This window comes from Xanthobacter aminoxidans (genome assembly GCF_023571765.1).
Lineage (GTDB): Bacteria > Pseudomonadota > Alphaproteobacteria > Rhizobiales > Xanthobacteraceae > Xanthobacter > Xanthobacter aminoxidans.
In genome coordinates this window covers 118480-141468 of the sequence record NZ_JAMJXC010000015.1, presented here as the reverse complement: position 1 = coordinate 141468, position 22989 = coordinate 118480, and the positions used below count along the sequence as shown (strand labels likewise).

Here is a 22989-nt window from a genome sequence, read left to right as displayed (position 1 = left end):
GCCCAGCGTGTCGAGGTCGCGGACGGCGAGGTTCGGATCATGGGATCGAAGACCCAGCTGCTTCAGGCGCTGGTGTCGGGCGGCGGCGTAAGCGCAGTGCCCACTCAGGGACTGAAGTGGCGGAGAGGGAGGGATTCGAACCCCCGATACGGTTGCCCGTATGCCGCATTTCGAGTGCGGTGCATTCGACCACTCTGCCACCTCTCCGCAGAGCCGGCGCCGGAGGAGTTCCGCGAGGGAAATCCAGGACGCCGGTGGCGTGGTCGTGCGCTTCTAGCGGACGTTGGGGCGAAGGACAAGCGGTCGCGCGCAGGTCCGTCGCGGGAACATGAACCGATCTGCGCGGCCGGAGCGGGGCCCCCCCAGAGTCCAGCGCCACCATGGGGCGAAGCGTACCGCTCACACCGCCTTCAGGTGCCGCAGCGGCCGGCCGGAGGAGATGCCCTGGGCGGCGGCGACGATGGCGGCGGTGTCGAGGCCGTAGTGGGCATAGAGGTCGGCCAGCGTCCCGGTCTGGCCGAAATGCTCCACCCCCAGCGCCCGCACCCGGTGGCCGGCGACGGCGCCGAGCCAGCCCAGCGTCGCGGGATGCCCGTCGATGACGGTGACGAGCCCGCAATGGCGCGGCAAGGCCGACAGCAGCCGCTCCACATGGCTCTGCGCCCCGGCAAAGCCGCGCTCGCGGGCGCGGGCGGCGGCGGTCCAGCCGGCATTCAGCCGGTCAGCGGAGGTGACGGCGAGGAGGCCCACGTCGCGCCGGTCCTCGGCGATGAGCGCCACGGCATCGATGGCCTCGGGCGTCACCGCCCCCTGCACCGCGATCACCACGTCGCAATTGGGGCCGGGCTCGCGCAGCCAATAGGCGCCGTCCACGATGGCGCGCTTCTGCGCGTCGGTGAAGACGCGCTTCGGCTGCTCCAGCGGGCGGGTGGAGAGGCGGAAATAGACCGAGCCGCCGGTCTCGTCGCGCAGCCAGTTGCGCTCGTCGGCGGAGCCCTCGCCGTCGCGCTGCACATAGTCGAAGGCGAATTCCATCAGCACCGCCAGCTCGTCCACGAAGGCCGGCTCGAAGGCGGCGAGGCCGTCCTGCGCCATGCCGATGAGCGGGGTGGCGATGGACTGGTGCGCCCCGCCCTCGGGCGCCAGCGTGATGCCGGAGGGGGTCGCGACGAGGATGAAGCGGGCGTCCTGGTAGCAGGCGTAGTTCAGCGCATCGAGCCCGCGGCAGATGAAGGGGTCGTAGAGCGTGCCCACCGGCACGAGTCGGGCGCCGAACAGGGAATGGGAGAGGCCGAAGGCCGAGAGGGTCAGGAACAGGTTCATCTCGGCGATGCCGAGTTCCATGTGCTGGCCCGTGGGCGAGAATTCCCAGGCGAAGGTGGAGGGGATGCGCTCGCGGCGGAACACGTCGGCCAGCGCCTCATGGGCGAACAGGCCGCGCCGGTTCACCCACGGCCCGAGATTGGTGGAGACGGTCACATCCGGCGAGGTGGTGACGATGCGATCCGCGAGCGGGCTTTCGCCTTTCGCAAGATCCTGCAGAATGAGGCCGAAGCCGGCCTGGGTGGAAATGCTGGGATTGGGCGGCGGGGCGAGCGCCGGCACGGCGAGCGCGGGGTCCGTATAGCGGCGCGGACCGCCCTGCGCGAAGGGCACGCGATCGAGGAAGGCGCGCAGCTCGCCTTCAGGGCGCTTCAGCCCCTCGAAGGGCTCCCATTCGCGCCCGACGCCCACGTCCATGGACGCGCGCAGCGCCTCCATCTGGGTCGGAGTCATGAGGCCGGCGTGGTTGTCCTTGTGGCCGGCCAGCGGCAGGCCGAAGCCCTTCACCGTGTAGCAGAGGAAGGCCACCGGCCGGTCGTGGTCGATGGCGTCGAAGGCGGCGATAAGGGACGCGATGTCGTGGCCGCCGAGATTGGTCATCAGCGCGGACAGCTCGGCGTCCGAGCGGCGGGCGATGAGGGCGGAGACCTCGCCCTGGTCGCCCAGGTCGTCCATCAGGCGCTTTCGCCAGGCCGCGCCGCCCTGGAAGGTGAGCGCGGAATATTCGGCGTTCGGGCAGGTGTCGATCCAGCGCTTCAGGGCCTCCCCGCCCGGCTCGGCGAAGGCGGCCTGTTGCAGCGTGCCATACTTCAGCACGACCACCTGCCAGCCCATGGCCTCGAAGATGCCGGTGAAGCGCTCGTAGAGACCCTCGCGGACCACGCCGTCGAGGCTCTGGCGGTTGTAGTCGATGATCCACCAGGTGTTGCGCACCTCGTGCTTCCAGCCCTCCAGAAGGGCCTCGAAGACGTTGCCCTCGTCCAGCTCCGCATCGCCCACGAGCGCGATCATCCGCCCCTTGGGCCGGTCGCCGGCGAGGCCGTGGGCGTGGACGTAATCCTGCGCCAGACTGGCGAACAGCGTCTGCGCCACGCCGAGGCCCACCGAGCCGGTGGAGAAGTCCACGTCGTCGGCATCCTTGGTGCGCGAGGGGTAGGATTGCGCGCCCTTGAAGCCGCGGAAATTCTCCAGCCGTGCGCGGTCCTGCCGGCCGAGGAGATACTGGATGGCGTGGAAGATGGGGCTCGCATGGGGCTTCACCGCCACCCGGTCCTCAGGGCGCAGCACATGGAAATAGAGCGCGCACATGATGGCGGCGAGGGAGGCCGAGGAAGCCTGATGGCCGCCCACCTTCAGGCCGTCGGTGCCGGGCCTGAGATGGTTGGCGTTGTGGATCATCCAGCTCGCCAGCCACAGCACCTTCTTCTCCAGTTCGCCGAGCACCGCGAGATCGGCGGTCGAGGGCGGCGCGGGCGGGGTGCGGAGTGCGGGAGCGGCGGAACGGGGGGAGGCCATGGCGTTTCCTCGGCGTGTGTCTTCGGCGATTTCTTCTTCAGCGGGCGGGCCGGAGCACCCGCCGCAACCCGATTGTAGCGTGGGCGGAGCGGCGTTTCCGGTCGAATCGGCCTTACCTTGGCGCGACTTGAGCCATAAAATGCCGCGGAACGCAGCCAATGGAGCAGGATCATGCGCCTCGACGCCATCGACCGAAAGATCCTCGCCGTCCTGCAGGCGGATGGCCGCAAGAGCATCGCGGAATTGTCCGGGGAGGTGGGGCTTTCCCCCTCGCCGTGCCTCAGGCGGGTGAAGGCGCTGGAGGAGGCAGGGCTCATCTCGCGCTATGCGGCGGTGCTGGACCAGCGCAAGGCCGGGCTGCCGGTGAGCGTGTTCGTCTCCATCAAGCTGGAGCGCCAGCAGGAGGAGGCGCTGGATGCGTTCTCCGCCGCCATTCGGGGCTGGCCGGAGGTGCTGGAATGCTATCTGATGACCGGCCCGCGCGATTACCTTTTACGGGTGGTGGCGGCCGATCTCGACGCCTATGAGCGCTTCCTGAAGGAGAAGCTCACGCGGCTCGACGGCATCGCCTCCATCGAAAGCTCCTTCGCGCTGGAACAGGTGAAATATTCCCACGTCCTGCCGCTGCCGTGACGGCCGGACGCGCAAGGAGGATCAGATGGCCATACGCGTCGGCATCGGCGGCTGGACGTTCGAGCCGTGGCGCGGCGTCTTCTATCCGGAAGGCCTGCCCCACGCGAAGGAGCTGCCCCACGCGGCATCCGTGCTGAAGACCATCGAGATCAACGGCACCTTCTACCGCACGCCCTCCGCCAAATCCTGCGCCGACTGGGCGCGGCAGGTGCCGGACGGCTTCGTGTTCGCACTCAAGGCGACGCGCTACGTCACCCAGCGCCGCGTACTGGCGGAAGCGGAGGAGAGCGTCGGCAAATTCATCACCAGCGGCATCGTGGAGATGGGCGACCGGCTCGGCCCCATCAACTGGCAGTTCGCGGCGACGAAAGCGTTCGACCCGGACGACATGGCCGCCTTCATGGCCCTGCTGCCGAAGACGCACGAAGGGATCGCCCTGCGCCACGCGCTGGAGGTGCGGCACCCCTCCTTCGCCGTGCCCGAGTTTGTGGAGCTGGCACGGAAGCATGGCGTCGCCATCGTCTTCGCCGATCACGAGACCTATCCGGCCATCGCCGACCTGACGGCGGACTTCACCTATGCCCGGCTCCAGCAGACCGCCGAGGCGATCGAGACCGGCTATGAGGCCGCCGACCTCGCGCGCTGGGCCAAGGCGGCGAAGGCATGGGAGGGAGGTGCGGTGCCCGAGGGCCTGCCGCAGGTGGGGACACCGCTGAAGGCGAAGGTGAGGAAGACCGAAAAGCGCGATGTCTTCCTCTACCTCATCGGCGGTGCGAAAGTGCGCAACCCGGCCGGCGCCATCGCCTTGCAGCGGCAGGTGGACGGCGAGTGAACAGCCGTTGACCTCAATCAACGCCGGATGTGTGCACTGCGGTAAAGAGATGATGCAGAGACGGTTCCCGACGCCCCGCGGGAGTGCCATCCTCCACCGGCATCGCGGGGGCGTGCCAGCCCCCTGAAGGTGTCCCTATGAAGCGCTCCCTTGCCATCCTCGCCGTCATCGTCGCCCTCGCGGCCGCAGGCGGCGCCGGGGCGTGGTATCTCGCGCACCGCAGCCGCGCCCTGCCCCCCGGCTTCGCCGAGGGCAACGGCCGCATCGAGGCCACCGAGGTGGACGTGGCCACCAAGGCCCCCGGCCGGCTGCTCGACGTGCTCGCCGAGGAAGGCGACTTCATCAAGCAGGGGCAGGTCATCGCGCACATCGACGTCTCGGACCTCGAGGCGGCCCTGCGCACGGCGGACGCGCAGGCGGCGCAGGCGCGCCAGTCCCGCGACACGGCCATGCATGTGGTGGAGCAGAGGAAGGGCGAGCTGGACCTCGCCACCAAGGAGCTGGAGCGGCAGGAAACCCTCGTCGCCAAGGGCTTCGCCACCGAGCAGAAGGTGGACCAGTATCGCACCACAAAGCTCACCGCCGCCGCGGCGCTCGCCGCCGCCCAGTCGAGCCTCGCGGCGAGCGAGAGCGCCATCCGCGCCGCGGAAGCGGAGGTTGACCGCCTGAAGCGCCTCGTCGCCGACGGCACCCTCATCGCCCCCAAGTCCGGCCGGGTCATCTACCGCCTCGCCGAGCCGGGCGAGGTGCTGGGCGCCGGCGGCAAGGTGCTGACCTTCATCGACCTTTCCGACGTCTACATGACCATCTTCTTGCCCGCCGCCGACGCCGGGCGCATCGGCCTCGGTACCCCCGCGCGGCTGATGCTGGAGCCGCTGCCCGACCGCGCGGTGCCGGCCGCCGTCTCCTTCGTCTCGGCTCGCGCCCAGTTCACCCCCAAGCAGGTGGAAACCCAGCGCGAGCGCGACCGCATGATGTTCCGCGTGAAGCTCCGCGTCGCCCGGCCGCTGGTGGAGAAGTATCTGGACCATGTGAAGACCGGCGTCACCGGCGTCGGCTACGTCCGGCTCGATCCCGCCGCCCAATGGCCCGCCTGGCTCGACTCGGACCTCGTGCGCGACGCCGCCGATGCGCCCAAGGACGCGGGAGCGAAGGATACGGGGACGAAGGACGCGGGAGCCAAACCGTGAGCGAGGCCGCTCCGGCGGCACTCCCGGACGCCGTCCGGCTCACCGGCATCCACCACGCCTACGGGAAGACGCGCGCGGTGGACGGGGTGGACCTCACCATCGCCGAAGGCTCCGCCGTCGCCCTCGTCGGGCCGGACGGGGTGGGCAAGTCCACCCTCCTCGGCCTCATCGCCGGGGCGAAGCGCATCCAGACCGGCAAGGTCGAGGTGCTGGGGGCGGACTTCGCGTCCCGCCGCGCGCGGGAAGAGGCGCAGCCGCGCATCGCCTTCATGCCGCAGGGGCTGGGGCGCAACCTCTATCCCAACCTCTCGGTGGCCGAGAACATCGCCTTCTTCGCCCGCCTGTTCGGCGAGGATGCGGCGGCCAAGGGCGCCCGCGTCGCGCCCCTGCTCGCCGCCACCGGCCTCGACCCGTTCGCCGACCGGCTGATGCGCAAGCTCTCCGGCGGCATGAAGCAGAAGCTCGGCCTGTGCTGCGCGCTGGTGCACGACCCCGACCTTTTGCTGCTGGACGAGCCCACCACCGGCGTCGATCCCCTCTCCCGCCGGCAGTTCTGGGACTTCGTGGACACCATCCGCGCCGACCGCCCGCACCTCACCCTCCTTGTCGCCACCGCCGACATGGAGGAGGCCGCCCGCTTCGGCCGCGTGGTGCTGATGGACAATGGCCGCATCCTCGCCGATGGCAGCCCGGCCGAGCACCTGGCCCGCACCGGCCAGCCGACGCTGGAGCGCGCCTTCATCGCCTTGCTGCCGGACGGCCAGCGCGGCGACGGCGACGCCGCGCTCCCGGTCGCGGCCATTCCGGCCGACGCGCCGGTGGCCATCGAATCCCGCGGCCTCACCCGTCGCTTCGGTGATTTCGTGGCGGTGGACGATGTGAGCTTCACCATCCGCCGCGGCGAGATCTTCGGCTTCCTCGGCTCAAATGGCTGCGGCAAGTCCACCACCATGAAGATGCTCACCGGCCTGCTGCCGGCAAGCTCCGGCGAGGCGCTGCTGTTCGGCGTGCCGGTGGACCCGAAGGACATCGAGACGCGTCGGCGCGTCGGCTACATGTCGCAGGCCTTCTCGCTCTACGGCGAGCTCACCGTGCGGCAGAATCTGGAGCTGCACGCCCGCCTGTTCGCCTTGCCGGAGGACGCGGCGGCCAAGCGCATCGCCGATCTCGTCGCCACCTTCGATCTCAAGGACCATCTCGACGACCTCTCGGACGGCCTGCCCCTCGGCGTGCGCCAGCGCCTGTCGCTGGCGGTGGCGGTGCTGCACGAGCCGGAGGTGCTGATCCTCGACGAGCCCACCTCCGGCGTAGACCCGGTGGCCCGCGACGGCTTCTGGGACCACCTCCAGCGGCTCTCCCGCGACGAGGGCGTCACCATCTTCGTCTCGACCCACTTCATGGGCGAGGCGGAGCGCTGCGACCGCATCTCCTTCATGCACGCCGGCCGCGTCATCGCCACCGGCACGCCGCAGGCGCTGAAGGACGCGCAGCACGCGGCGAGCCTGGAAGAGGCATTCGTCGCCTATATGGAGATGGGCGGCCGCGCCGCCGGCACCGAGGCGCGCCTGCCGCCGCCCCAGCCACGGCCGGCGGGAAAGCCAGCCGCCTTCTCGCCCCGACGCCTCGCCGCCTACGCCTGGCGCGAGACGCTGGAGCTGAAGCGCGATCCGGTGCGCCTCGCCTTCGCGCTGCTCGGCACCGCCTTCCTGATGATCATCTTCGGCTACGGCATCACGCTGGACGTGGACAAGCTGCGCTTCGCCGTGCTCGACCGCGACCAGACGCCGGAAAGTCGCGCCTATATCGACGGCTTCGCCCACTCCACCTATTTCCGCATCCAGCCGCCGCTCGCCTCGCCGGACGACCTCGACCAGCGGCTGAAATCCAACGCCATCGCCTTCGCCATCGAGCTGCCGCCAAACTTCGGCGCCGATCTGCGCTCCGGCCGGCAGACGGAAGTGCTCGTCACCATCGACGGCGCCATGCCGTTCCGGGCCGAGACCATCAAGGGCTATGTGGAGGCGGTGCACACCATGTTCCTCGCCGACGCGGCGCAGGCGGCAGGGCGCAGCTTCTCCGCCTTCGCGGGGCTGGAGATGCGCTATCGCTACAACCAGTCCTTCCGCAGCCTCGATGCCATGGTGCCGGCCAACATCGCGCTGATGCTCATCTTCATCCCGGCCATCCTCACCGCGCTGGGCGTGGTGACGGAGAAGGAGCTGGGCTCCATCACCAACCTCTACGTCACGCCGGTGACGAAGCTGGAATTCCTGCTGGGCAAGCAGGCGCCCTATGTGGGGGTGGCGCTGTTCAACTTCGTCGTCATGGTGCTGATGGCGCTGTTCCTGTTCGGCGTGCCGCTGAAGGGCTCGTTCCTCGGGCTGGCGCTGGGGGCGTTCGCCTATGTGCTGGCGACGACCGCCATCGGGCTCGTCTCCTCCACCCTCACCAACACCCAGGTGGCGGCGCTGTTCGGCACGGCCATCGGCACCATGATGCCCGCCACCCAGTTCTCCGGCATGCTCCAGCCGGTGGCCTCGCTGGAGGGCGGGGGATGGGTGCTCGGCACCTTCTTTCCCACCACCTATTTCATGCGGGTGAGCGTGGGCGCCTTCACCAAGGGGCTGAGCTTTACCGAGCTTCTGCCGTTCGTCATGGCCACCGCCGCCTTCTGGCCGGCGCTGCTGGCCATCGCCTTCCTCATCCTGCGCAAGCAGGAGACCTGACATGGCCGCGCCCGCCCCCTCCGCGAAAGCCCCCGCCCCCCGCCGCCTGCCGCTGGCCAACGTCCACTGGCTGGTGGGCAAGGAACTGCTCGGCCTGTGGCGCGACCGGGCGCTGCTGGTGCTGGTGGTCTATGCCTTCACCGTCGCCATCGTGCTGCAGGCCAACGGCATGAAGCACGATCTCAACCGCGCCGCCGTGGCGGTGGTGGACGAGGACAATTCCGCCCTCTCCAACGCCATTCTCGACGCGCTGCTGCCGCCCTCCTTCCAGCGCCCGGTGCCCATCGCCCCGCAGGACGTGGACCCGATGATGGACGCGGCGCGCTACACCTTCGTGCTGAATTTCCCGCCCAACTTCCAGGCGGACGTGCTGGCCGGACGCAGCCCCGAGGTGCAACTGCTCATCGACGCCACGGCGCTGATGCAGGCCGGCCTCGGCGCCAACGACATCTCCGCCATCTTCCAGACCGAGGTGAACCGCTTCGTCCTGCGTCATTCGGAAGGGGTGGCGAGCCCGGTCAATCTCCAGATCCGTGCCGCCTTCAACCAGGGGCTGGAATCCTCCTGGTTTACCGGCACCATGGGCCTCATCACCAACATCACCATGCTCTCGGTGCTGCTCGCCGGCGCGGCGCTGATCCGCGAGCGCGAGCACGGCACGCTGGAGCATCTGCTCGTGCTGCCGGTGCGCCCCTCCGAGATCATGCTGGCGAAGGTGGTGGCGAACGGCGCGGTGATCCTCGTCGCCACCCTCGTCAGCCTCATCGCGGTGCTGAAATGGGTGCTGGGCGTGTCCATCGCGGGCTCGATCCCGCTGTTTCTCGCCGGTGCCGCGCTCTATCTCTTCTTCACCGCGTCGCTGGGCATCTTCCTCGGCACGCTGGCCGGGTCCATGCCGCAGTTCGGGCTGCTGTTCTTCCTCGTGGTGCTGCCCATGAACATGCTGTCGGGCGGGTTCACGCCGCTGGAGAGCATGCCCGAATGGCTGCAGGTGGCCATGCAGGCCTCGCCCTCCACCCAGTTCGTGGCCTTCGCGCAGGCCATACTCTACCGGGGCGCGGGGCTGGAAACGGTGTGGCCGCGCTTCGCCGCCACCTTCGGCATCGGCGCCCTGTTCTTCGCCGTAGCGCTGGCCCGCTTCCGCACCTTCCTCGCCGCGCAGCAGTGAGGAAGGGGCTCGACCTCGCTCAGGCGCCGCGCGGGCTCTGGGCGTTGCCTTCGCTCAAGCGCCGCGCGGGCTTCAGATGTAATCCACGAAGGAGGCGAGCTGCTCCTGGGAGAGGTCGCGCATCTGGGCGAGGGTGTAGGTGTCCAGCACCGTGCCGATGGCGTCGCGCACCCGCACCATGAGCAGGCGCACCTCGCAGGTGGCGATGTCGCAATCCTCGCACGGCTCGTAGGCGTTGCGGCTGGCGCAGGGGAAGGGCGCCAGCGGCCCGTCGAGGGCGCGGATCATCTCGCCGACGATGATGTCGTCCGGCGCCTTGGCGAGCCGGTAGCCGCCGAGCTTGCCCTTCTTGGACGAGAGGAAGCCGGCGTTGCGCAGCTCGCCGAGGATCACGTCGAGGAATTTCTTCGGGATATTGTTGGCCTCGGCGATGTCAGCCACCTGCGTGGAGCCGCCGGGCGGCAGACGCGCCAGGTGGACCGCCGCCTTGAGACCGTATTTTCCCTTTTTCGTCAGCATGGAGCGCCCTCTTTCGGGCTTATGGGGACATCGCGCGTCGCCGTCAACGGCGGCCACGTGAAATTCGGGGCGGCGTCACTTGCCGCTGGAGCCGTCCTTCAGCTCGTATCGGCTCATCAGCGGCGCCTGGGCGATGGCGAAGGCGAAGGTCATCGGCAGGTAGCCGAAGGTCTTGAAGGTGACCCACGTGTCGGTGGAGACCGAACGCCAGACGATCTCGTTGAGCACCGCCATCACCAGAAAGAAGATGCCCCAGCGGATGGTGAGCTTGTGCCAGCCCTCGTCGGTGAGCTTCACCATCCCGTCGAAGACGTACGGCAGGAGCGGCTTCTTGAAATAGAGCCCGCCCAGCAGCAGCACGCCGAACAGGGCATTCACCATGGTCGGCTTCAGCTTGATGAAATGGTCGTCCTGAAGCCACAGCGTCAGGCCGCCGAACACCATGACCACCAGCGCCGACACCAGCGGCATCACCGCGATGCGCCGCGCCAGCACCCACATGGCGCCGAGCGCCAGCAGCGTCGCCACCATGAAGACGCCGGTCGCCACATAGATGCCGCCGCGCCCGTTGGCGATGAAGAACAGCACCAGCGGGCCGATCTCCAGGCCGATCTTGAGCCACGGACTCATCTTGCGGGGGGCGGGGGAGGAGGCGGGCGCGGGCACTGGAGCTTGTGATTGGGTCATTCAGGCGGGCCGGCAGGAGAAAAATACCGCCGATCCCGGCGGTTCAGCCGGAACGGCGCGACGTCCCCCATGTGGCGCGTGTCGGGCCAACAATCAAGCCGCGCGCGGGTTCAGCGCAGCGGACCGAGGCAGGCGACCAGCTCCGGCCCCTCCTTCGGCACCCGCGCCTGCAACCGGGCGGCGAGCCGCTGGACGCCGGCGGTGGGGTTGCCAGCATCGCGCCGGTGGGGATTGGGCAGCATCACCGCCAGCAGCGCCGCCTGCCGGGCGTCCACCTGCGCCGCCGGGATGCCGAAGGCGCGCTCCGCCCCGGCCTGCACGCCGAACTCCCCGTTCGGCCCCCATTCGGCGATGTTGAGGTAGATCTCGATCAGCCGCCTTTTGCTCACCACCAGATCGAGCCAGATGGCGAGCGGCATCTCGATGGCCTTGCGGATGAGGGCCCGCCCCGGCCAGAGGAACAGGTTCTTGGCGATCTGCATGGGGATGGTGGAGGCGCCGCGGGTCTCCTCCAGATCGTCGGCCTTCTCAAGCGCCTCGCGCAGCTCGCCGATGTCGATGCCGATGTTCTGGCAGAAGCTCGCATCCTCCGAGGCGATGACGGTGCGCACCAGCGCTGGCGACATCTTCTCGATGGGCGTCCACACGCGCTCCACCCGCTCACCGGTGATCCAGCGGCCGATCATCAGCGTCGAGACCGGATTGACGACGTTGTAGAGGACGGAGAGCAGCAGCGGGAGGGCGGCGAGGACCAGCACCACCCGAAGCACCAGACGGATCATCCCCAGCCCTCCCCGCCGCCATGCGGCTTGACCTTGCCCCCTGGTTGGGGCACCCGGTGGCCCCCGTCAACGGTGCGCCCCGCCCGGGCGTTCCCACCTTGCCCTTCTCAGCCACGCTAGGCCACCCGGTGACCTCTTCCCTCAAGGATCGTCTCGACGCCGCCGCCGCCATCACCGAAACCCGGCTCGCCACCGCGCTCGGCGCGGCGGCGCTGCCCGGCGAACGGCTGCGGCCGGAGCGCCTGATGGGCGCCATGCGCCACGGCGCGCTGGGCGGCGGCAAAAGGCTGAGGCCCTTCCTGGTGATCGAGGGGGCGGCCCTGTTCGGCGTCACGGCGGAGGCTGCCGTGACCGCGGCCACCGCCATCGAGTGCGTGCACTGCTATTCCCTCGTCCATGACGATTTGCCGGCCATGGACGACGACGACCTGCGGCGCGGCCGGCCCACCGTCCACAAGGCCTATGACGAGGCCACCGCCATCCTCGCCGGCGACGGGCTGCTGACGCTCGCGTTCGACCTGCTGGCGGGCGAGGACGCCCATCCCGATCCCGCCGTGCGCATCGCGCTGGTGCGGGCGCTGGCGCGGGCGGCGGGCATCGGCGGCATGGTGGGCGGGCAGATGCTGGACCTCGCCGCCGAAGGGCGGTTTACCGGCGGCACGCCCCTCGCCCATGGCGAAGACGCCATCCGCGACCTGCAGGCCATGAAGACCGGTGCCCTGCTCGCCGTCTCGGCCGAGACGGGGGCGATCCTCGGCGGCGCGGATGCGGGCCAGCGCGCGGCGCTCCTTGCCTATGGGCGGGCGCTGGGCGCGGCGTTCCAGATCGCCGACGACATCCTCGACGTGGAAGGCACGGCGGAAGAGGTGGGCAAGAAGGTGGGCAAGGATGCCGCCGCCGGAAAGGCGACGCTGGTCTCCCGCCTCGGCCTGCCCGAGGCGCGCCGGCTGCTGGATCGTCTGGTGGCGGAGGCAGCGGAGGCGCTGGCGCCATTCGGCGCACGCGGCGAGACCCTGGCCGAAGCCGCCCGGTTCGTGGCCGCGCGGCGCAGCTGAGTACATTTTCGGATGGGAGCGGCCGGCGAACCGGCCGCCTCCACAGGCGTCCTCAGAAGGCCGTCCTCAGACCGCGAGGTCGCGCCTGTCCTCGACGGTGGAATCGGCGCGCATCCGGTAGACCATCGGCACGCCGGTGAGCACCTCGCGCTTCATGATGCCTTCGGGAGACAGCTTCTCCAGCACCATGATGAGGGCGCGCAGCGAATTGCCGTGGGCGGTCACGATCGTGGTCTCGCCCCGCAGCACGCGCGGCAGGATCTCCTGATTGTAATAGGGCAGCGTGCGGGCCACCGTATCGCGCAGGCTCTCGCCGCCGGGCGGGGGGATGTCATAGGAGCGGCGCCACACATGCACCTGCTCCTCGCCCCACTTGGCGCGGGCGTCATCCTTGTTGAGGCCGGAGAGGTCGCCGTAGTCCCGCTCGTTCAGCGCTTGGCTGGCCAGCGTCTCCACGCCCTCCTGCCCCATCTCGCCGAGCACCAGCGACAGGGTGCGCTGGGCGCGGGAGAGGAGCGAGGTGAAGGCGACGTCGAACTTCAGGCCTTCGGCCTTCAGGAGGGCGCCCGCGCGCTTTGCCTCCGCGACGCCCTGCTCGGTGAGGTCGGGGTCACGCCAGCCAGTGAAAAGGTTCTTCAGGTTCCACTCGCTCTGCCCGTGACGGACGAGGACGAGGATGCGATCCGACATGAAAAGTCTCCAGACACTCAGAAATCGGCGAGGCCGAGCACATCGGCCATGGAATAGAGCCCCGGCTCCCGCTTGGTCTCTCCGCATTTCGTCCAACGGGCGGCGGCAAGCGCGCCATTGGCGAAGAGCGTGCGGTCCTCGGCCTTGTGAACCAGTTCGATGCGCTCGGAGGCGCCGGCGAAGATCACCATGTGCTCGCCCACCACGGAGCCGCCGCGCAGGCTGGCAAAGCCGATATTGCCCTTCACCCGCGGGCCGGTGATGCCGTCACGGCCGCGCTCGGAGCAGTCGTCGAGCCTGCGGTTGCGGCCCGCCGCCGCCGCCTCGCCCAGCAGCAGCGCGGTTCCCGAAGGGGCATCCACCTTCCGGTTGTGATGCATCTCCACGATCTCGATGTCGAAGTCGTCGCCCAGCGTCGCCGCCACCCGGCGGGTCAGGGCGGCAAGCAGGTTCACCCCGAGGCTCATGTTGCCGGACTTGACGATGACCGTGCGCAGCGCCGCATCGGCGATGGCGGCATTGTCCTCGTTGGAGAGGCCGGTGGTGCCGATGACATGGGCGATCCCGGCCTCGGCAAGGCGGCCGGCGAGGCGCACCGTGGCGGCGGGGGTGGAGAAGTCGATCACCACGTCGGCGCCGTTCAGCGAAGGCGCGACGTCGCTTTCCACGGTGACGCCGTTCGGTGCCGCGCCCGCCATCAGGCCCGCATCCTCACCGAGATGGGGGGAGCCGGCATATTCGAGCGCGCCCACGAGCTTCAGCCCCTCGGTCTCGGCGATGGCGCGGATGAGGGTGCGGCCCATGCGGCCGCCGGCCCCGGCAATGACGATGCGCAGATCGGTCACGGGTGTGTCCTTAAAATGGGCCGCGCTCAGGCGGGTGGCAGCTCGCGCCCGGTATAGCCGGAGATGATGAGGAAGTCGGCCACCGACGCCTCCTGCCGGATCGCTCGCGCCTTCTGGTAGGCGGGAGAGAAATAGCACGCGCGCGCCGTCGCCACGTCCTTGAACGCGGTGACGACATACCGTGAACGGCCATGGCCTTCCAGAAGATGATTGCGCCCCCCGCGTACCAGGAACCACGCACCGTATTCGGTGAAGGCCTCGGCAGCGGCAGCGGCATAGTCCTTGTACCGATCGGGATCGGTCACATCCACCTTGACCATCCAGTAGCCGCGCGGGTTGTCGGCCGTGCCCTCCGGCGGCTCCGGCGAGAGCTGCGGGCCGTCGAAGCCCTCCACCGCGGCGAGGTCCGCGATGGCGGTGGCCCCGCGCAGATCGCGCACAGGCCGGTAGTCGGGCGCATCGTAGAGGGTGACAGCATCCTCATACGAGGGCAGTTCCACCAGCACGTTGCGATGGCGCTTGATGCCTTCGAGCTGCTCGAAATCGCCGCCGCGGATCACGTAGCGGAAGCCGTGCGACCGGGCGTAGGCGAAGGTCGCCTCCCGGTAGGTGATGTAGTCCACCGGATTGACCACATCGAGATTGAGGAACCAGTAGCCCTTTGCCATCGCTCCGCCCCCGTCACGCACCCTGAAGTTCGGCAAGGATCGCCTGTGCCGCCGCGACCGGGTCCTCGGCCGCCGTCACCGGACGGCCCACCACGATACGATCGGCACCCGCCGCCAGCGCCTCGGCCGGCGTGGCGATACGCTTCTGGTCGCCCACCGCCGCCCCCTTCGGCCGCACGCCCGGCGTGACCACCCGGCGGTCGGGGCCGAGGATGGCGCGCACCATGGCGGCGTCGGTGGGGGCGCAGATGACGCCGGCGATGCCGGCATCCCGCGCCTGCCCGGCGCGCAGGCGCACGGTCTCGGTGACACCGCCGGTGACGCCGGTGGCGGCGAGGTCGGCATCGTCATAGGAGGTGAGCACGGTGACGCCCAGCACCTCCAGCTTGCTCCCGGCGGCACCACGCGCGGCGGCGGCCATGGTCATGGGGTAAGCGTGGACTGTGAGAATGTCGAAGCCTCGCTCGGCGGCGGCGGCGGTGGCCCGCTCCACCGTGTTGCCGATGTCGTGCAGCTTGAGGTCGAGGAACACCTTCTTGCCGGCGGCGATGAGGTCCGCGGCGAGGTCAATGCCCCCCGAGACCGCCAGCTCCAGCCCGATCTTGTAGAAGCTCACCACGTCGCCGAGCTGCGCGACGGCAGCCTCGGCGGCGGCGACGGAGGGATAGTCGAGGGCGACGATGAGCTTGTCGCGGACATCCGCGCGGATCGGGGTGCCCTGAACAACCTGCGTCATGCCGTCTCCTCCATTGCGCGCCAGCGGTCCGGCCGCCGCGCGGGACCCGCGCGGAACCAGCAGCCGCCCCCGACCGGTGGCTGGTCGTGGACGCGGGAGATGGGGTAGCCCGCCAGGTGGCACAGAAGCAAGGTGCCGACGCCGCCATGGCCGACGAAGAGAAGACGCTGTCCCGCCCCGCCGAAGGCCGCCAGTGCCGCCTCCACCGCCGCGACGATGCGCGCCTGCGCATCCACCGCCCGCTCCCAGCCGCGCACGCTCTCGGTGGGGCGGGCGAAGAAGGCGTCGGCCATCTGCTGGAACTCGGCTTCGGGCAGGTAGCCGGTGGCGGAGCGGTCGTTCTCCTCCATCCCGTCGCGGATGATCACCGGAAGCCGGAGGGGCGCCGCAATGAGCGCCGCGGTCTCCTTCGCCTTCTCCTCGGTGGAGGAGATGACATGGCTGATGCCGGAGAGATCGAAGCGCGCGGCAAACGCCAGCGTTCGCGCCCGCCCGACGGTGGACAGGCCCCAGCGCGGCACGGGGACGGCCGGGTCCACCTGGACCTGAGGATGGGTCAGATAGAGGAAATCCGTCACGGGCGGCACCGGCGGCGTAAGACCGGCGCCGGACCGGCCGGGGAGAGGATCAGGGCCGGCGATAGGCCCAGACGCGGGCCGGGGGGATGTTGCGCCACACCCGCGGCGAACGCTCGCCCTCGATGGCGCCCGGCAGCAGCGGCACGGGCGAGACCACCGCATAGGTGAACTGCACGAAAGGCATACCGGAATGGGAGAGGTCGAACGCCTCGTTGACCATCCGGTGGCGCTCGCTCTCCGGCATGGTGAACAGCGGCAGCGACGAAATGGTGCCCACCGCCTTGCCGGGCAGGCGATCCTTCAGCGTCTTGCCGAGCTGGTAGGCATCGCCGTTGATGACGGTGACGCCGGGATAGCGCAGGCGCAGCAGGGCGCAGAATTCGGGATTGTACTCGATCAGGAACAGGCGCTCGGGGGCAAAGCCCCGCTGGATCAGCGCCTTGGTGACCGGACCGGTGCCCGGTCCAAGCTCGATGACCGGGCCATCCATCTTGGGATCGAGGTAGCTCGCCATCATCTTGGCGAGCGCCGGGCTCGAGGGCGCGACCGCGCCGGTCTTGAGCGGATTCTGGAACCACGACTGCAGGAAACGCACCTCGTCCTTGAGGTTCGGCTTCTGGAGCAGGGGCTTCTGGAGCGGCCTGCGGTGGTCGTGGGACTGGAGCATCAACTGCACCTCGGGGCGCCCGAGCGGGTCGGATATCAGGCGCTTAGACGGGAAAGGGGGCCGGGTCAAGGTTCGCGGTTCGGGCGCAGGGCCCCGTGAAGCAGGTTGTCGAGGGCTGTCGCGAGGAGATCCTCCTCGGAAGCGACGAGAAAGGCGGAGCAGGTGAGCTTCAGGCTGACCATGCCGTGCAGGACGATCCAGAAGGTCAGCGCGAGGCTCTCGATGTCGAGTCCGTCCCGCAGCCGCCCGGCGGTCGCGAGATCCTGGAACACGCCGCCGATGAGCGCGAATGCCGCCGCCCCGGCCGCATCCTTTCCGCCCAGCGCGGTCGCCGCGAAGCCCGGCTCCATGAAGATCAGCCGGTAGGTCTCGGGCTCGGCGCGCCCGAACGCCGCATAGGCGAGCCCCAGGGCCTTGAGCCGCTGGAGCGGGTCCACGGTCTTGCCCGCCTCGGCCAGGGCGTCGAGGAGGGCGCGCATGCCGGCCTCGCCGAGCTCGCGAGCGATGGCCTCGCGATTCTCGAAATGGAGATAGAGCGCTGCCGCCGAATAGCCGGCGGCCTCGGCGATGCGGCGCATGGTGAGCGCTTCGAACCCCTGGTCGAGAACGATCCGGCGCGCCTCGGCGAGGATGCGGGCGCGGGCATCTTCCTTCCGACGGGCGCGCGTCGAGCCGCCCGCGGGCGGAGGCGAGGACTTCACTTCGGACACGACGGCTCCCTGCCGCTTGACATAAACAATGTTCAGTTTATGAACGATGTTTAGTGAACATTGTTCAGGACCCCACCATAATGACCACCCCCGCTCCCCTGCAAGCCGTGGACGCGCCCCGAATCGCCCTCGTCGGGGCGACCGGCGCCATCGGCGGCAGCATCGCCCAGGCCCTGAGCGCGGCCGGCACGCCGTTCGCGGTGGTTGGGCGCTCCGCCGCCGGCCTCTCGGCCGCGTTCCAAGGGCACCCCCTCGCCACCCCGCGCGTCTGGAACCCGGAGGACATGGCCAGCCTGAGGGCCGCCGTGCGCGGGATGGATACGCTCGTGCACATGGTGGGCGTGCCCTATGACGCCTTCCACCTCCATCCCCGTCTCATGCGGGCCGTGGTCGAGGCGGCCGAGGCGGAAGGGGTGCGGCGGGTGCTGCTCATCGGCACCGCCTATCCGTTCGGCCGGCCGCAGGCGGCGCGCGTGGACGAGAGCCATCCGCGCATGCCGCACACCTTCAAGGGGCAGATGCGCAAGGAGCAGGAGGACATCCTGATGGAGGCGGATGCGCGCGGCGCGCTGCGGGGGTTGATCCTGCGCCTGCCCGATTTCTACGGCCCCGGCGTGGCGCGCAGTTTCCTCGCGGACCTCTTCGCCGCCGCCGCGGCCGGACGCCGGGCCAAGGTGGTGGGGCCCATCGACACCCCGCACGAATTCGTCTTCGTGCCGGACGTGGGACCGGTGGTGCGGGCCCTGCTCGGCCGAGAGGAGGTTTTCGGTCGCAGCTACAATCTCGCGGGGGCGGGCACCATCACGGTGCGGGAGGTGGCGCGGCAGGCCTATGCTCTGGCGGGAAGCGCGCCGAAGCTCATGGTCGCGGGCAAGACCATGCTGCGCCTCGCCGGCCTGTTCGATCCGGTCATGCGCGAGCTTGTGGAGATGCACTATCTGATGACCACGCCTGTCATCTTCGACGGCAGCGCCCTCGAACGGGCCATCGGCCCCGTCGCGAAGACGTCCTATGCCGACGGCATCGCCCGATGCATGGAAGCGGCGCGCGCCGGCTGACCGCCGGCGGGGATCAGGCCCCCTCGCCGGCCGCGCCCTGGAAGAATTCCTTCACCTTGGCGAAGAAGCCGGCGGATTCGGGATGGGTCTCGCCGGAGCTTTCCTTGTCGAATTCCGCGAGCAGTTCCCTCTGACGCTTGGTCAGCTTCTGCGGCGTCTCCACCACCACCTGCACATACATGTCGCCGGCGGAGCGCGAGCGCAGGATGGGCATGCCCTTGCCGGAGAGGCGGAAGCGCTTCTGCGACTGGGTGCCCTCGGGAATCTTCACCTTGGTCTTGTCGCCGTCGATGGTCGGCACTTCCACCGCGCCGCCCAGCGCCGCCGTGACCATGGAGATGGGCACGCGGCAATAGAGGTCCGCCCCCTCCCGCTGGAAGAAGGCGTGCTGTTCGATGGACAGGAAGATGTAGAGGTCGCCCGCCGGCCCGCCGCGCACGCCGGCCTCGCCCTCGCCGCCGAGGCGGATGCGGGTGCCGTCCTCGACGCCGGGCGGGATCTGCACCGAGAGGGTGCGCTCGCGCGTCACACGCCCCGCGCCGGCGCAGGCGCCGCACGGGTCCTCGATGACGCTGCCGCGACCCTGGCAGGTGGGGCAGGTGCGCTCAAGGGTGAAGAAGCCCTGCGCGTGGCGGATCTTGCCGGCGCCGCCGCAGGTGCGGCAGGCCTTCGGCTGGGTGCCGGGCTTGGCGCCGGTGCCGTTGCAGGCCTCGCAGGCGACGGAGGTGGGGATCTTGATCTGCGCCGTCTTGCCGACGAACGCTTCCTCGAGGGTAATCTCCATATTGTAGCGCAGGTCTGAGCCGCGCCCGCGCTGCTGGCCGCCGCCACCGCCGCGCCCGCGCCCCATGGCGCCGCCGAAGAGATCATCGAAGATGTCGGCGAAGGAGGAGGCGAAATCGTTGCCGAAGCCGGGTCCGCCGCCGCCGTTCTCGAACGCGGCATGGCCGAAGCGGTCATAGGCGGCGCGCTTCTGGGGGTCCTTCAAGACCTCGTAGGCCTCGTTGACCTCCTTGAACATCACCTCGGCTTCCGCATCGCCCTGGTTGCGATCGGGATGCCACTTCATGGCGAGCTTGCGGTAGGAGGCCTTCAGCACCGTCTCGTCGGCGCCGCGATCGCAGCCGAGGGTTTCATAATAATCGCGCTTGGCCATCGTCTGCCTTCACCTGCCACACTGGCACTTGCCACGCCGGCTCTGTCTTGAGCGGCCATCCTGCAATAGCGATCGGATGCCGGTCCCCAGCCTCACGCACCCCGCTCAGCATCTGGAAGAAGGGTCGGCGCTGCGTCCGGCCTGCGCCCGGTCAATCCGGGGAATAACGCCTGAAACGGCGCGAATCAAATGGCCGCCGCGGCGGCGAAAGACCGGCGGGGCTGGCCCGCCGGTCCTTTTCAAAGTCACGCAGACTTCTTCTTGTCGTCGTCGACCTCGGTGAACTCGGCGTCCACCACGTCGTCCTTCTTGGCCGCGCCGGGCTCCGCGCCGCCCTGCTGGGCCGCATACATGGCCTCGCCGAGCTTGAGGGAGGCCTGGGCGAGGGTGTTGGTCTTGGCGGTGATCGCCTCCACGTCGTCGCCTTCCAGCGAAGACTTGAGGTCGTTCAAAGCCGCCTCGATGGCACCCTTCTCCGCCGCGCCGACCTTGTCGCCATGCTCGGCGACGGCCTTCTCGGTGGAGTGGACGAGGGCTTCCGCGTGGTTCTTGGCTTCCACCAGGGCCCGACGCTTCTTGTCCTCGGCCGCGTGGGCCTCGGCGTCCTTCACCATCTTCTCGATGTCGGCGTCATTCAGGCCGCCCGAGGCCTGGATGCGGATCTGCTGCTCCTTGCCGGTGCCCTTGTCCTTGGCGGAGACCTGCACGATGCCGTTGGCATCGATGTCGAAGGTCACCTCCACCTGCGGCACGCCGCGGGGCGCCGGGGGAATGCCCATGAGATCGAACTGGCCGAGGATCTTGTTGTCCGCCGCCATCTCGCGCTCACCCTGGAACACGCGGATCGTCACCGCGGTCTGGCCATCCTCAGCCGTGGAGAACACCTGGCTCTTCTTGGTGGGGATGGTGGTGTTGCGGTCGATGAGGCGGGTGAACACGCCGCCCAGCGTCTCGATGCCCAGCGACAGCGGGGTCACGTCGAGCAGCAGCACATCCTTGACGTCGCCCTGGAGCACGCCCGCCTGGATGGCGGCGCCGATGGCGACCACCTCGTCCGGGTTGACGCCCTTGTGGGGCTCCTTGCCGAAGAACTGCTTCACCACTTCCTGCACCTTGGGCATGCGGGTCATGCCGCCGACGAGGACGACCTCGTCGATCTGCCCGGCGGTGAGGCCGGCATCCTTGAGCGCGAGCCGGCAGGGCTCGACGGTCCGCTGGATGAGGTCGTCCACCAGCGCCTCGAACTTGGCGCGGGTGAGCTTCATGGTGAGGTGCTTCGGGCCGGTCGCATCCGCCGTGATGAAGGGCAGATTGATCTCGGTCTGGGTCGCGGACGACAGCTCGATCTTGGCCTTCTCGGCGGCTTCCTTCAGCCGCTGGAGGGCGAGCTTGTCGTTGCGCAGGTCGATGCCCTGCTCCTTCTTGAACTCATCGGCGAGGTAGCCGACGAGGCGCATGTCGAAGTCCTCGCCGCCGAGGAAGGTGTCGCCGTTGGTGGACTTCACCTCGAACACGCCGTCGCCGATCTCCAGCACCGACACGTCGAAGGTGCCGCCGCCGAGGTCATAGACCGCGATGGTGCCGGCCGACTTCTTGTCGAGGCCGTAGGCGAGAGCCGCCGCGGTGGGCTCGTTGATGATGCGCAGCACCTCGAGGCCGGCGATGCGGCCCGCGTCCTTGGTGGCCTGGCGCTGGGCGTCATTGAAGTAAGCGGGGACGGTGATGACCGCCTTCTCCACCTTCTCGCCCAGGAACGACTCGGCCGTCTCCTTCATCTTCTGCAGGATGAAGGCGGAGATCTGCGAGGGGGAATACTTCTTGCCGTCGGCCTCCACCCAGGCGTCGCCGTTGTCGGCGCGCACGATCTGGTACGGCACAAGGTTCTTGTCCTTGGCGACGGTCGGGTCGTCATAGCGGCGGCCGATGAGGCGCTTCACCGCGAAGAAGGTGCGCTCGGGATTGGTGACGCTCTGCCGCTTGGCAGGCTGACCGACGAGACGCTCGCCGTCCTCCGTGAAGGCGACGATGGAGGGCGTGGTGCGCGCGCCCTCGGCGTTCTCGATGACTTTCGGGGTGGACCCCTCCATCACCGCGACGCAGGAATTGGTGGTGCCGAGGTCGATACCGATGATCTTGGCCATATGATTCTCCTTGCCGGCAGGCCGACCGGGCCCTTGCGGCACCCGAGGTGGAGGGCCGCGAGCCCCTCTCGCGACCGATCCGCCGGCCCCCTGAAACTTTAGAATTGGGGTTCGCCGCGAAAACAGCGATCGAGGCGCATATAGGGGGGGTGATTTGGCCCCGCAAGGCATGGTAGCAGGCGCCACGCTCCATTTTTCACAGCCGCGCGAGGAAAACGGATGGCCCCCTTGAAGCCAACCGCCGGGCCCGGTCCCGGAGCCGATCCGCGCACGGCCCTCATCCTCGTCGATCTGCAGGTGGACTTCCTGCCCGGCGGCGCCCTTGCGGTGCCCGGCGGCCATGACGTCGTGCCCCTCGCCAACCGGCTCGCCGCAGGCTTCCGCAACGTCATCCTGACGCAGGACTGGCACCCGCAGGGGCACATTTCCTTCGCCTCGACCCATCCCGGCCGGGCGATCTACGACATGATCGATCTGCCTTACGGCCCGCAGATCCTGTGGCCGGACCATTGCCTGCAAGGCACGCCGGGCGCCGCCTTCGCGCCCGGTCTGGACGTGCCCCACGCGCAACTGGTGGTCCGCAAGGGCCACCACAAGGCCATCGACAGCTATTCCACCTTCTACGAGGCCGACCGCACCACGCCCACCGGCCTTGCCGGATACCTCCGGGAGCGGGGGATCGATACCGTCTATCTCGCCGGCCTCGCCCTGGATTTCTGCGTCTCGTGGTCGGCAGTGGACGCCGCACGGCACGGTTTTACCACTTACGTGATTGAGGACGCCTGCCGCTCCATCGACGTGGACGGCTCGCTGGCAGCCGCCCTTGCCGACATGGACAGGGTCGCGGTCCGCCGGCTGGCGGCGGCGGACCTTCTCACCTGAACGAATGACCGCGACGGCGGACTATCCCTGATCGGCGGCGGTCATCATGCCGAACGGCGCCCCGGTGGCATCGCAGACGATGGCGATGCGGCCGACGCCGGGAATGTCGAAAGGCTCACGGATCACCTGCCCGCCGGCCGCTTTCAGCAGTTCCACGCGCGCGCCCACATCGTCCACATTGATGTAGCTGAACCAGTGGGGCGGCACCTGCGGCGGCAGGATCTCGGTCTTGTCCATCATCCCGGCCACCGGCTCGCCGCCGAGGATCGCGACGTAATAGGCGTGGCCGCCGTCCATGGGCATCTCGCTGAAAGTCCAGCCCAGCGTCGCGGCATAGAAGGCCTGCGCCTTCTCCACGTCGTCGGTCATCAGCTCGTTCCAGTAGAATTTCCCGTGCGGGCCCATCGGCGCCTCCCTCGAACCGGCCG

Annotated in this window: 22 protein-coding genes and 1 tRNA gene; 8 read left to right on the top strand and 15 right to left on the bottom strand. The window is 69.2% G+C overall.

The genetic code is table 11. The features are described 5' to 3' along the window. Window positions 1-117 precede the first annotated feature (117 nt). Both EJ105_RS20495 and EJ105_RS20490 read right to left on the bottom strand, forming a co-directional pair. Window positions 118-207, bottom strand: a tRNA-Ser gene (locus tag EJ105_RS20495). A 192-nt stretch (window positions 208-399) separates the two neighbouring features. After that, entirely contained in the window at window positions 400-2838 is a 2439-nt protein-coding gene (locus tag EJ105_RS20490) for a 1-deoxy-D-xylulose-5-phosphate synthase N-terminal domain-containing protein (protein ID WP_394042564.1), read from the bottom strand. 168 nt (window positions 2839-3006) lie between these two features. Between EJ105_RS20490 and EJ105_RS20485 the strand changes: the two genes are divergently transcribed. The 5 genes from EJ105_RS20485 to EJ105_RS20465 all read left to right on the top strand — a co-directional run bounded on the left by EJ105_RS20485 (window position 3007) and on the right by EJ105_RS20465 (window position 9387). Then, window positions 3007-3471, top strand: a complete 465-nt coding sequence (locus EJ105_RS20485) for an Lrp/AsnC family transcriptional regulator (RefSeq protein ID WP_024281234.1) — start codon at window positions 3007-3009, stop codon at window positions 3469-3471. Between the two features lie 25 nt (window positions 3472-3496). After that, the gene (locus tag EJ105_RS20480; RefSeq protein WP_250167787.1) at window positions 3497-4303 is read left to right on the top strand and encodes a DUF72 domain-containing protein; all 807 of its coding nucleotides are present in this window, start codon (window positions 3497-3499) and stop codon (window positions 4301-4303) included. Between the two features lie 137 nt (window positions 4304-4440). Continuing rightward, complete coding sequence (locus EJ105_RS20475) at window positions 4441-5493, top strand: HlyD family secretion protein (protein WP_250167786.1); 1053 nt, start codon at window positions 4441-4443, stop codon at window positions 5491-5493. After that, on the top strand, window positions 5490-8219 hold the full coding sequence (rbbA, locus tag EJ105_RS20470) for a ribosome-associated ATPase/putative transporter RbbA (RefSeq protein WP_250167785.1): 2730 nt from the start codon (window positions 5490-5492) through the stop codon (window positions 8217-8219). The genes EJ105_RS20475 and rbbA overlap by 4 nt, the downstream gene beginning before the upstream one ends. A 1-nt stretch (window position 8220) precedes the next feature. Further along, window positions 8221-9387 carry an ABC transporter permease gene (locus EJ105_RS20465; RefSeq protein WP_024281238.1) on the top strand — a complete coding sequence of 389 codons (1167 nt, stop codon included), beginning with the start codon at window positions 8221-8223 and terminating at the stop codon, window positions 9385-9387. A 72-nt stretch (window positions 9388-9459) separates the two neighbouring features. On the opposite strand, the gene EJ105_RS20460 is transcribed toward EJ105_RS20465, so the two are convergent. The 3 genes from EJ105_RS20460 to EJ105_RS20450 form a co-directional block, all read right to left on the bottom strand. Continuing rightward, window positions 9460-9906 (bottom strand): RrF2 family transcriptional regulator, encoded by a 447-nt coding sequence (locus tag EJ105_RS20460; RefSeq protein WP_024281239.1) that lies wholly within the window; start codon window positions 9904-9906, stop codon window positions 9460-9462. A 75-nt stretch (window positions 9907-9981) separates the two neighbouring features. Next, window positions 9982-10536: a septation protein A gene (locus tag EJ105_RS20455; protein ID WP_250167791.1), complete on the bottom strand. Its 555-nt coding sequence runs from the start codon at window positions 10534-10536 to the stop codon at window positions 9982-9984. 167 nt (window positions 10537-10703) lie between these two features. Beyond that, window positions 10704-11375 (bottom strand): biosynthetic peptidoglycan transglycosylase, encoded by a 672-nt coding sequence (locus EJ105_RS20450; RefSeq protein WP_250167784.1) that lies wholly within the window; start codon window positions 11373-11375, stop codon window positions 10704-10706. A gap of 128 nt (window positions 11376-11503) precedes the next feature. On the opposite strand from EJ105_RS20450, the gene EJ105_RS20445 reads away from it, so the two are divergent. Then, a complete protein-coding gene (locus EJ105_RS20445; RefSeq protein WP_250167783.1) occupies window positions 11504-12430 on the top strand; it encodes a polyprenyl synthetase family protein in 927 nt (308 codons plus the stop codon). A 66-nt stretch (window positions 12431-12496) separates the two neighbouring features. On the opposite strand, the gene EJ105_RS20440 is transcribed toward EJ105_RS20445, so the two are convergent. The 7 genes from EJ105_RS20440 to EJ105_RS20405 form a co-directional block, all read right to left on the bottom strand. Next, window positions 12497-13120 (bottom strand): 2,3-bisphosphoglycerate-dependent phosphoglycerate mutase, encoded by a 624-nt coding sequence (locus EJ105_RS20440; protein WP_250167782.1) that lies wholly within the window; start codon window positions 13118-13120, stop codon window positions 12497-12499. Window positions 13121-13137: 17 nt separating this feature from the next. Beyond that, window positions 13138-13965 carry a 4-hydroxy-tetrahydrodipicolinate reductase gene (gene dapB, locus EJ105_RS20435; RefSeq protein ID WP_250167781.1) on the bottom strand — a complete coding sequence of 276 codons (828 nt, stop codon included), beginning with the start codon at window positions 13963-13965 and terminating at the stop codon, window positions 13138-13140. A 26-nt stretch (window positions 13966-13991) separates the two neighbouring features. After that, window positions 13992-14633, bottom strand: a complete 642-nt coding sequence (locus EJ105_RS28025; RefSeq protein WP_029556488.1) for a DUF1330 domain-containing protein — start codon at window positions 14631-14633, stop codon at window positions 13992-13994. 13 nt (window positions 14634-14646) lie between these two features. After that, window positions 14647-15369: an orotidine-5'-phosphate decarboxylase gene (gene pyrF, locus EJ105_RS20420; protein ID WP_250167780.1), complete on the bottom strand. Its 723-nt coding sequence runs from the start codon at window positions 15367-15369 to the stop codon at window positions 14647-14649. Then, window positions 15366-15947 (bottom strand): histidine phosphatase family protein, encoded by a 582-nt coding sequence (locus tag EJ105_RS20415; RefSeq protein WP_250167779.1) that lies wholly within the window; start codon window positions 15945-15947, stop codon window positions 15366-15368. The genes pyrF and EJ105_RS20415 overlap by 4 nt, the downstream gene beginning before the upstream one ends. A gap of 49 nt (window positions 15948-15996) precedes the next feature. Next, a complete protein-coding gene (locus EJ105_RS20410; RefSeq protein WP_024281248.1) occupies window positions 15997-16614 on the bottom strand; it encodes a class I SAM-dependent methyltransferase in 618 nt (205 codons plus the stop codon). Between the two features lie 65 nt (window positions 16615-16679). Next, window positions 16680-17324, bottom strand: coding sequence for a TetR/AcrR family transcriptional regulator (locus EJ105_RS20405; protein ID WP_051678917.1), 645 nt, complete (start codon window positions 17322-17324; stop codon window positions 16680-16682). A gap of 80 nt (window positions 17325-17404) precedes the next feature. On the opposite strand from EJ105_RS20405, the gene EJ105_RS20400 reads away from it, so the two are divergent. Further along, window positions 17405-18382, top strand: a complete 978-nt coding sequence (locus EJ105_RS20400) for an NAD-dependent epimerase/dehydratase family protein (RefSeq protein ID WP_250167778.1) — start codon at window positions 17405-17407, stop codon at window positions 18380-18382. Window positions 18383-18395: 13 nt separating this feature from the next. Here the strand turns inward: EJ105_RS20400 and dnaJ are convergent, their stop codons facing one another. Both dnaJ and dnaK read right to left on the bottom strand, forming a co-directional pair. Continuing rightward, window positions 18396-19538 carry a molecular chaperone DnaJ gene (gene dnaJ / locus EJ105_RS20395; RefSeq protein ID WP_029556483.1) on the bottom strand — a complete coding sequence of 381 codons (1143 nt, stop codon included), beginning with the start codon at window positions 19536-19538 and terminating at the stop codon, window positions 18396-18398. Window positions 19539-19783: 245 nt separating this feature from the next. Beyond that, window positions 19784-21679, bottom strand: coding sequence for a molecular chaperone DnaK (dnaK, locus tag EJ105_RS20390; protein ID WP_029556482.1), 1896 nt, complete (start codon window positions 21677-21679; stop codon window positions 19784-19786). A 219-nt stretch (window positions 21680-21898) separates the two neighbouring features. On the opposite strand from dnaK, the gene pncA reads away from it, so the two are divergent. Next, window positions 21899-22561, top strand: coding sequence for a bifunctional nicotinamidase/pyrazinamidase (pncA, locus tag EJ105_RS20385; protein ID WP_250167777.1), 663 nt, complete (start codon window positions 21899-21901; stop codon window positions 22559-22561). 21 nt (window positions 22562-22582) lie between these two features. On the opposite strand, the gene EJ105_RS20380 is transcribed toward pncA, so the two are convergent. Further along, complete coding sequence (locus EJ105_RS20380) at window positions 22583-22966, bottom strand: VOC family protein (protein WP_250167776.1); 384 nt, start codon at window positions 22964-22966, stop codon at window positions 22583-22585. Between the last annotated feature and the right edge of the window lie 23 nt (window positions 22967-22989).

Coding starts and splice junctions, on each gene's coding strand:
- EJ105_RS20490 (WP_394042564.1), bottom strand. CDS start 2,838: ATGGCCTCCCCCCGTTCCGCCGCTCCCGCACTCCGCACCCCGCCCGCG.
- EJ105_RS20480 (WP_250167787.1), top strand. CDS start 3,497: ATGGCCATACGCGTCGGCATCGGCGGCTGGACGTTCGAGCCGTGGCGC.
- EJ105_RS20475 (WP_250167786.1), top strand. CDS start 4,441: ATGAAGCGCTCCCTTGCCATCCTCGCCGTCATCGTCGCCCTCGCGGCC.
- EJ105_RS20465 (WP_024281238.1), top strand. CDS start 8,221: ATGGCCGCGCCCGCCCCCTCCGCGAAAGCCCCCGCCCCCCGCCGCCTG.
- EJ105_RS20460 (WP_024281239.1), bottom strand. CDS start 9,906: ATGCTGACGAAAAAGGGAAAATACGGTCTCAAGGCGGCGGTCCACCTG.
- EJ105_RS20455 (WP_250167791.1), bottom strand. CDS start 10,536: ATGAGTCCGTGGCTCAAGATCGGCCTGGAGATCGGCCCGCTGGTGCTG.
- EJ105_RS20450 (WP_250167784.1), bottom strand. CDS start 11,375: ATGATCCGTCTGGTGCTTCGGGTGGTGCTGGTCCTCGCCGCCCTCCCG.
- EJ105_RS20440 (WP_250167782.1), bottom strand. CDS start 13,120: ATGTCGGATCGCATCCTCGTCCTCGTCCGTCACGGGCAGAGCGAGTGG.
- EJ105_RS28025 (WP_029556488.1), bottom strand. CDS start 14,633: ATGGCAAAGGGCTACTGGTTCCTCAATCTCGATGTGGTCAATCCGGTG.
- pyrF (WP_250167780.1), bottom strand. CDS start 15,369: ATGACGCAGGTTGTTCAGGGCACCCCGATCCGCGCGGATGTCCGCGAC.
- EJ105_RS20410 (WP_024281248.1), bottom strand. CDS start 16,614: ATGCTCCAGTCCCACGACCACCGCAGGCCGCTCCAGAAGCCCCTGCTC.
- EJ105_RS20400 (WP_250167778.1), top strand. CDS start 17,405: ATGACCACCCCCGCTCCCCTGCAAGCCGTGGACGCGCCCCGAATCGCC.
- dnaJ (WP_029556483.1), bottom strand. CDS start 19,538: ATGGCCAAGCGCGATTATTATGAAACCCTCGGCTGCGATCGCGGCGCC.
- dnaK (WP_029556482.1), bottom strand. CDS start 21,679: ATGGCCAAGATCATCGGTATCGACCTCGGCACCACCAATTCCTGCGTC.
- pncA (WP_250167777.1), top strand. CDS start 21,899: ATGGCCCCCTTGAAGCCAACCGCCGGGCCCGGTCCCGGAGCCGATCCG.
- EJ105_RS20380 (WP_250167776.1), bottom strand. CDS start 22,966: ATGGGCCCGCACGGGAAATTCTACTGGAACGAGCTGATGACCGACGAC.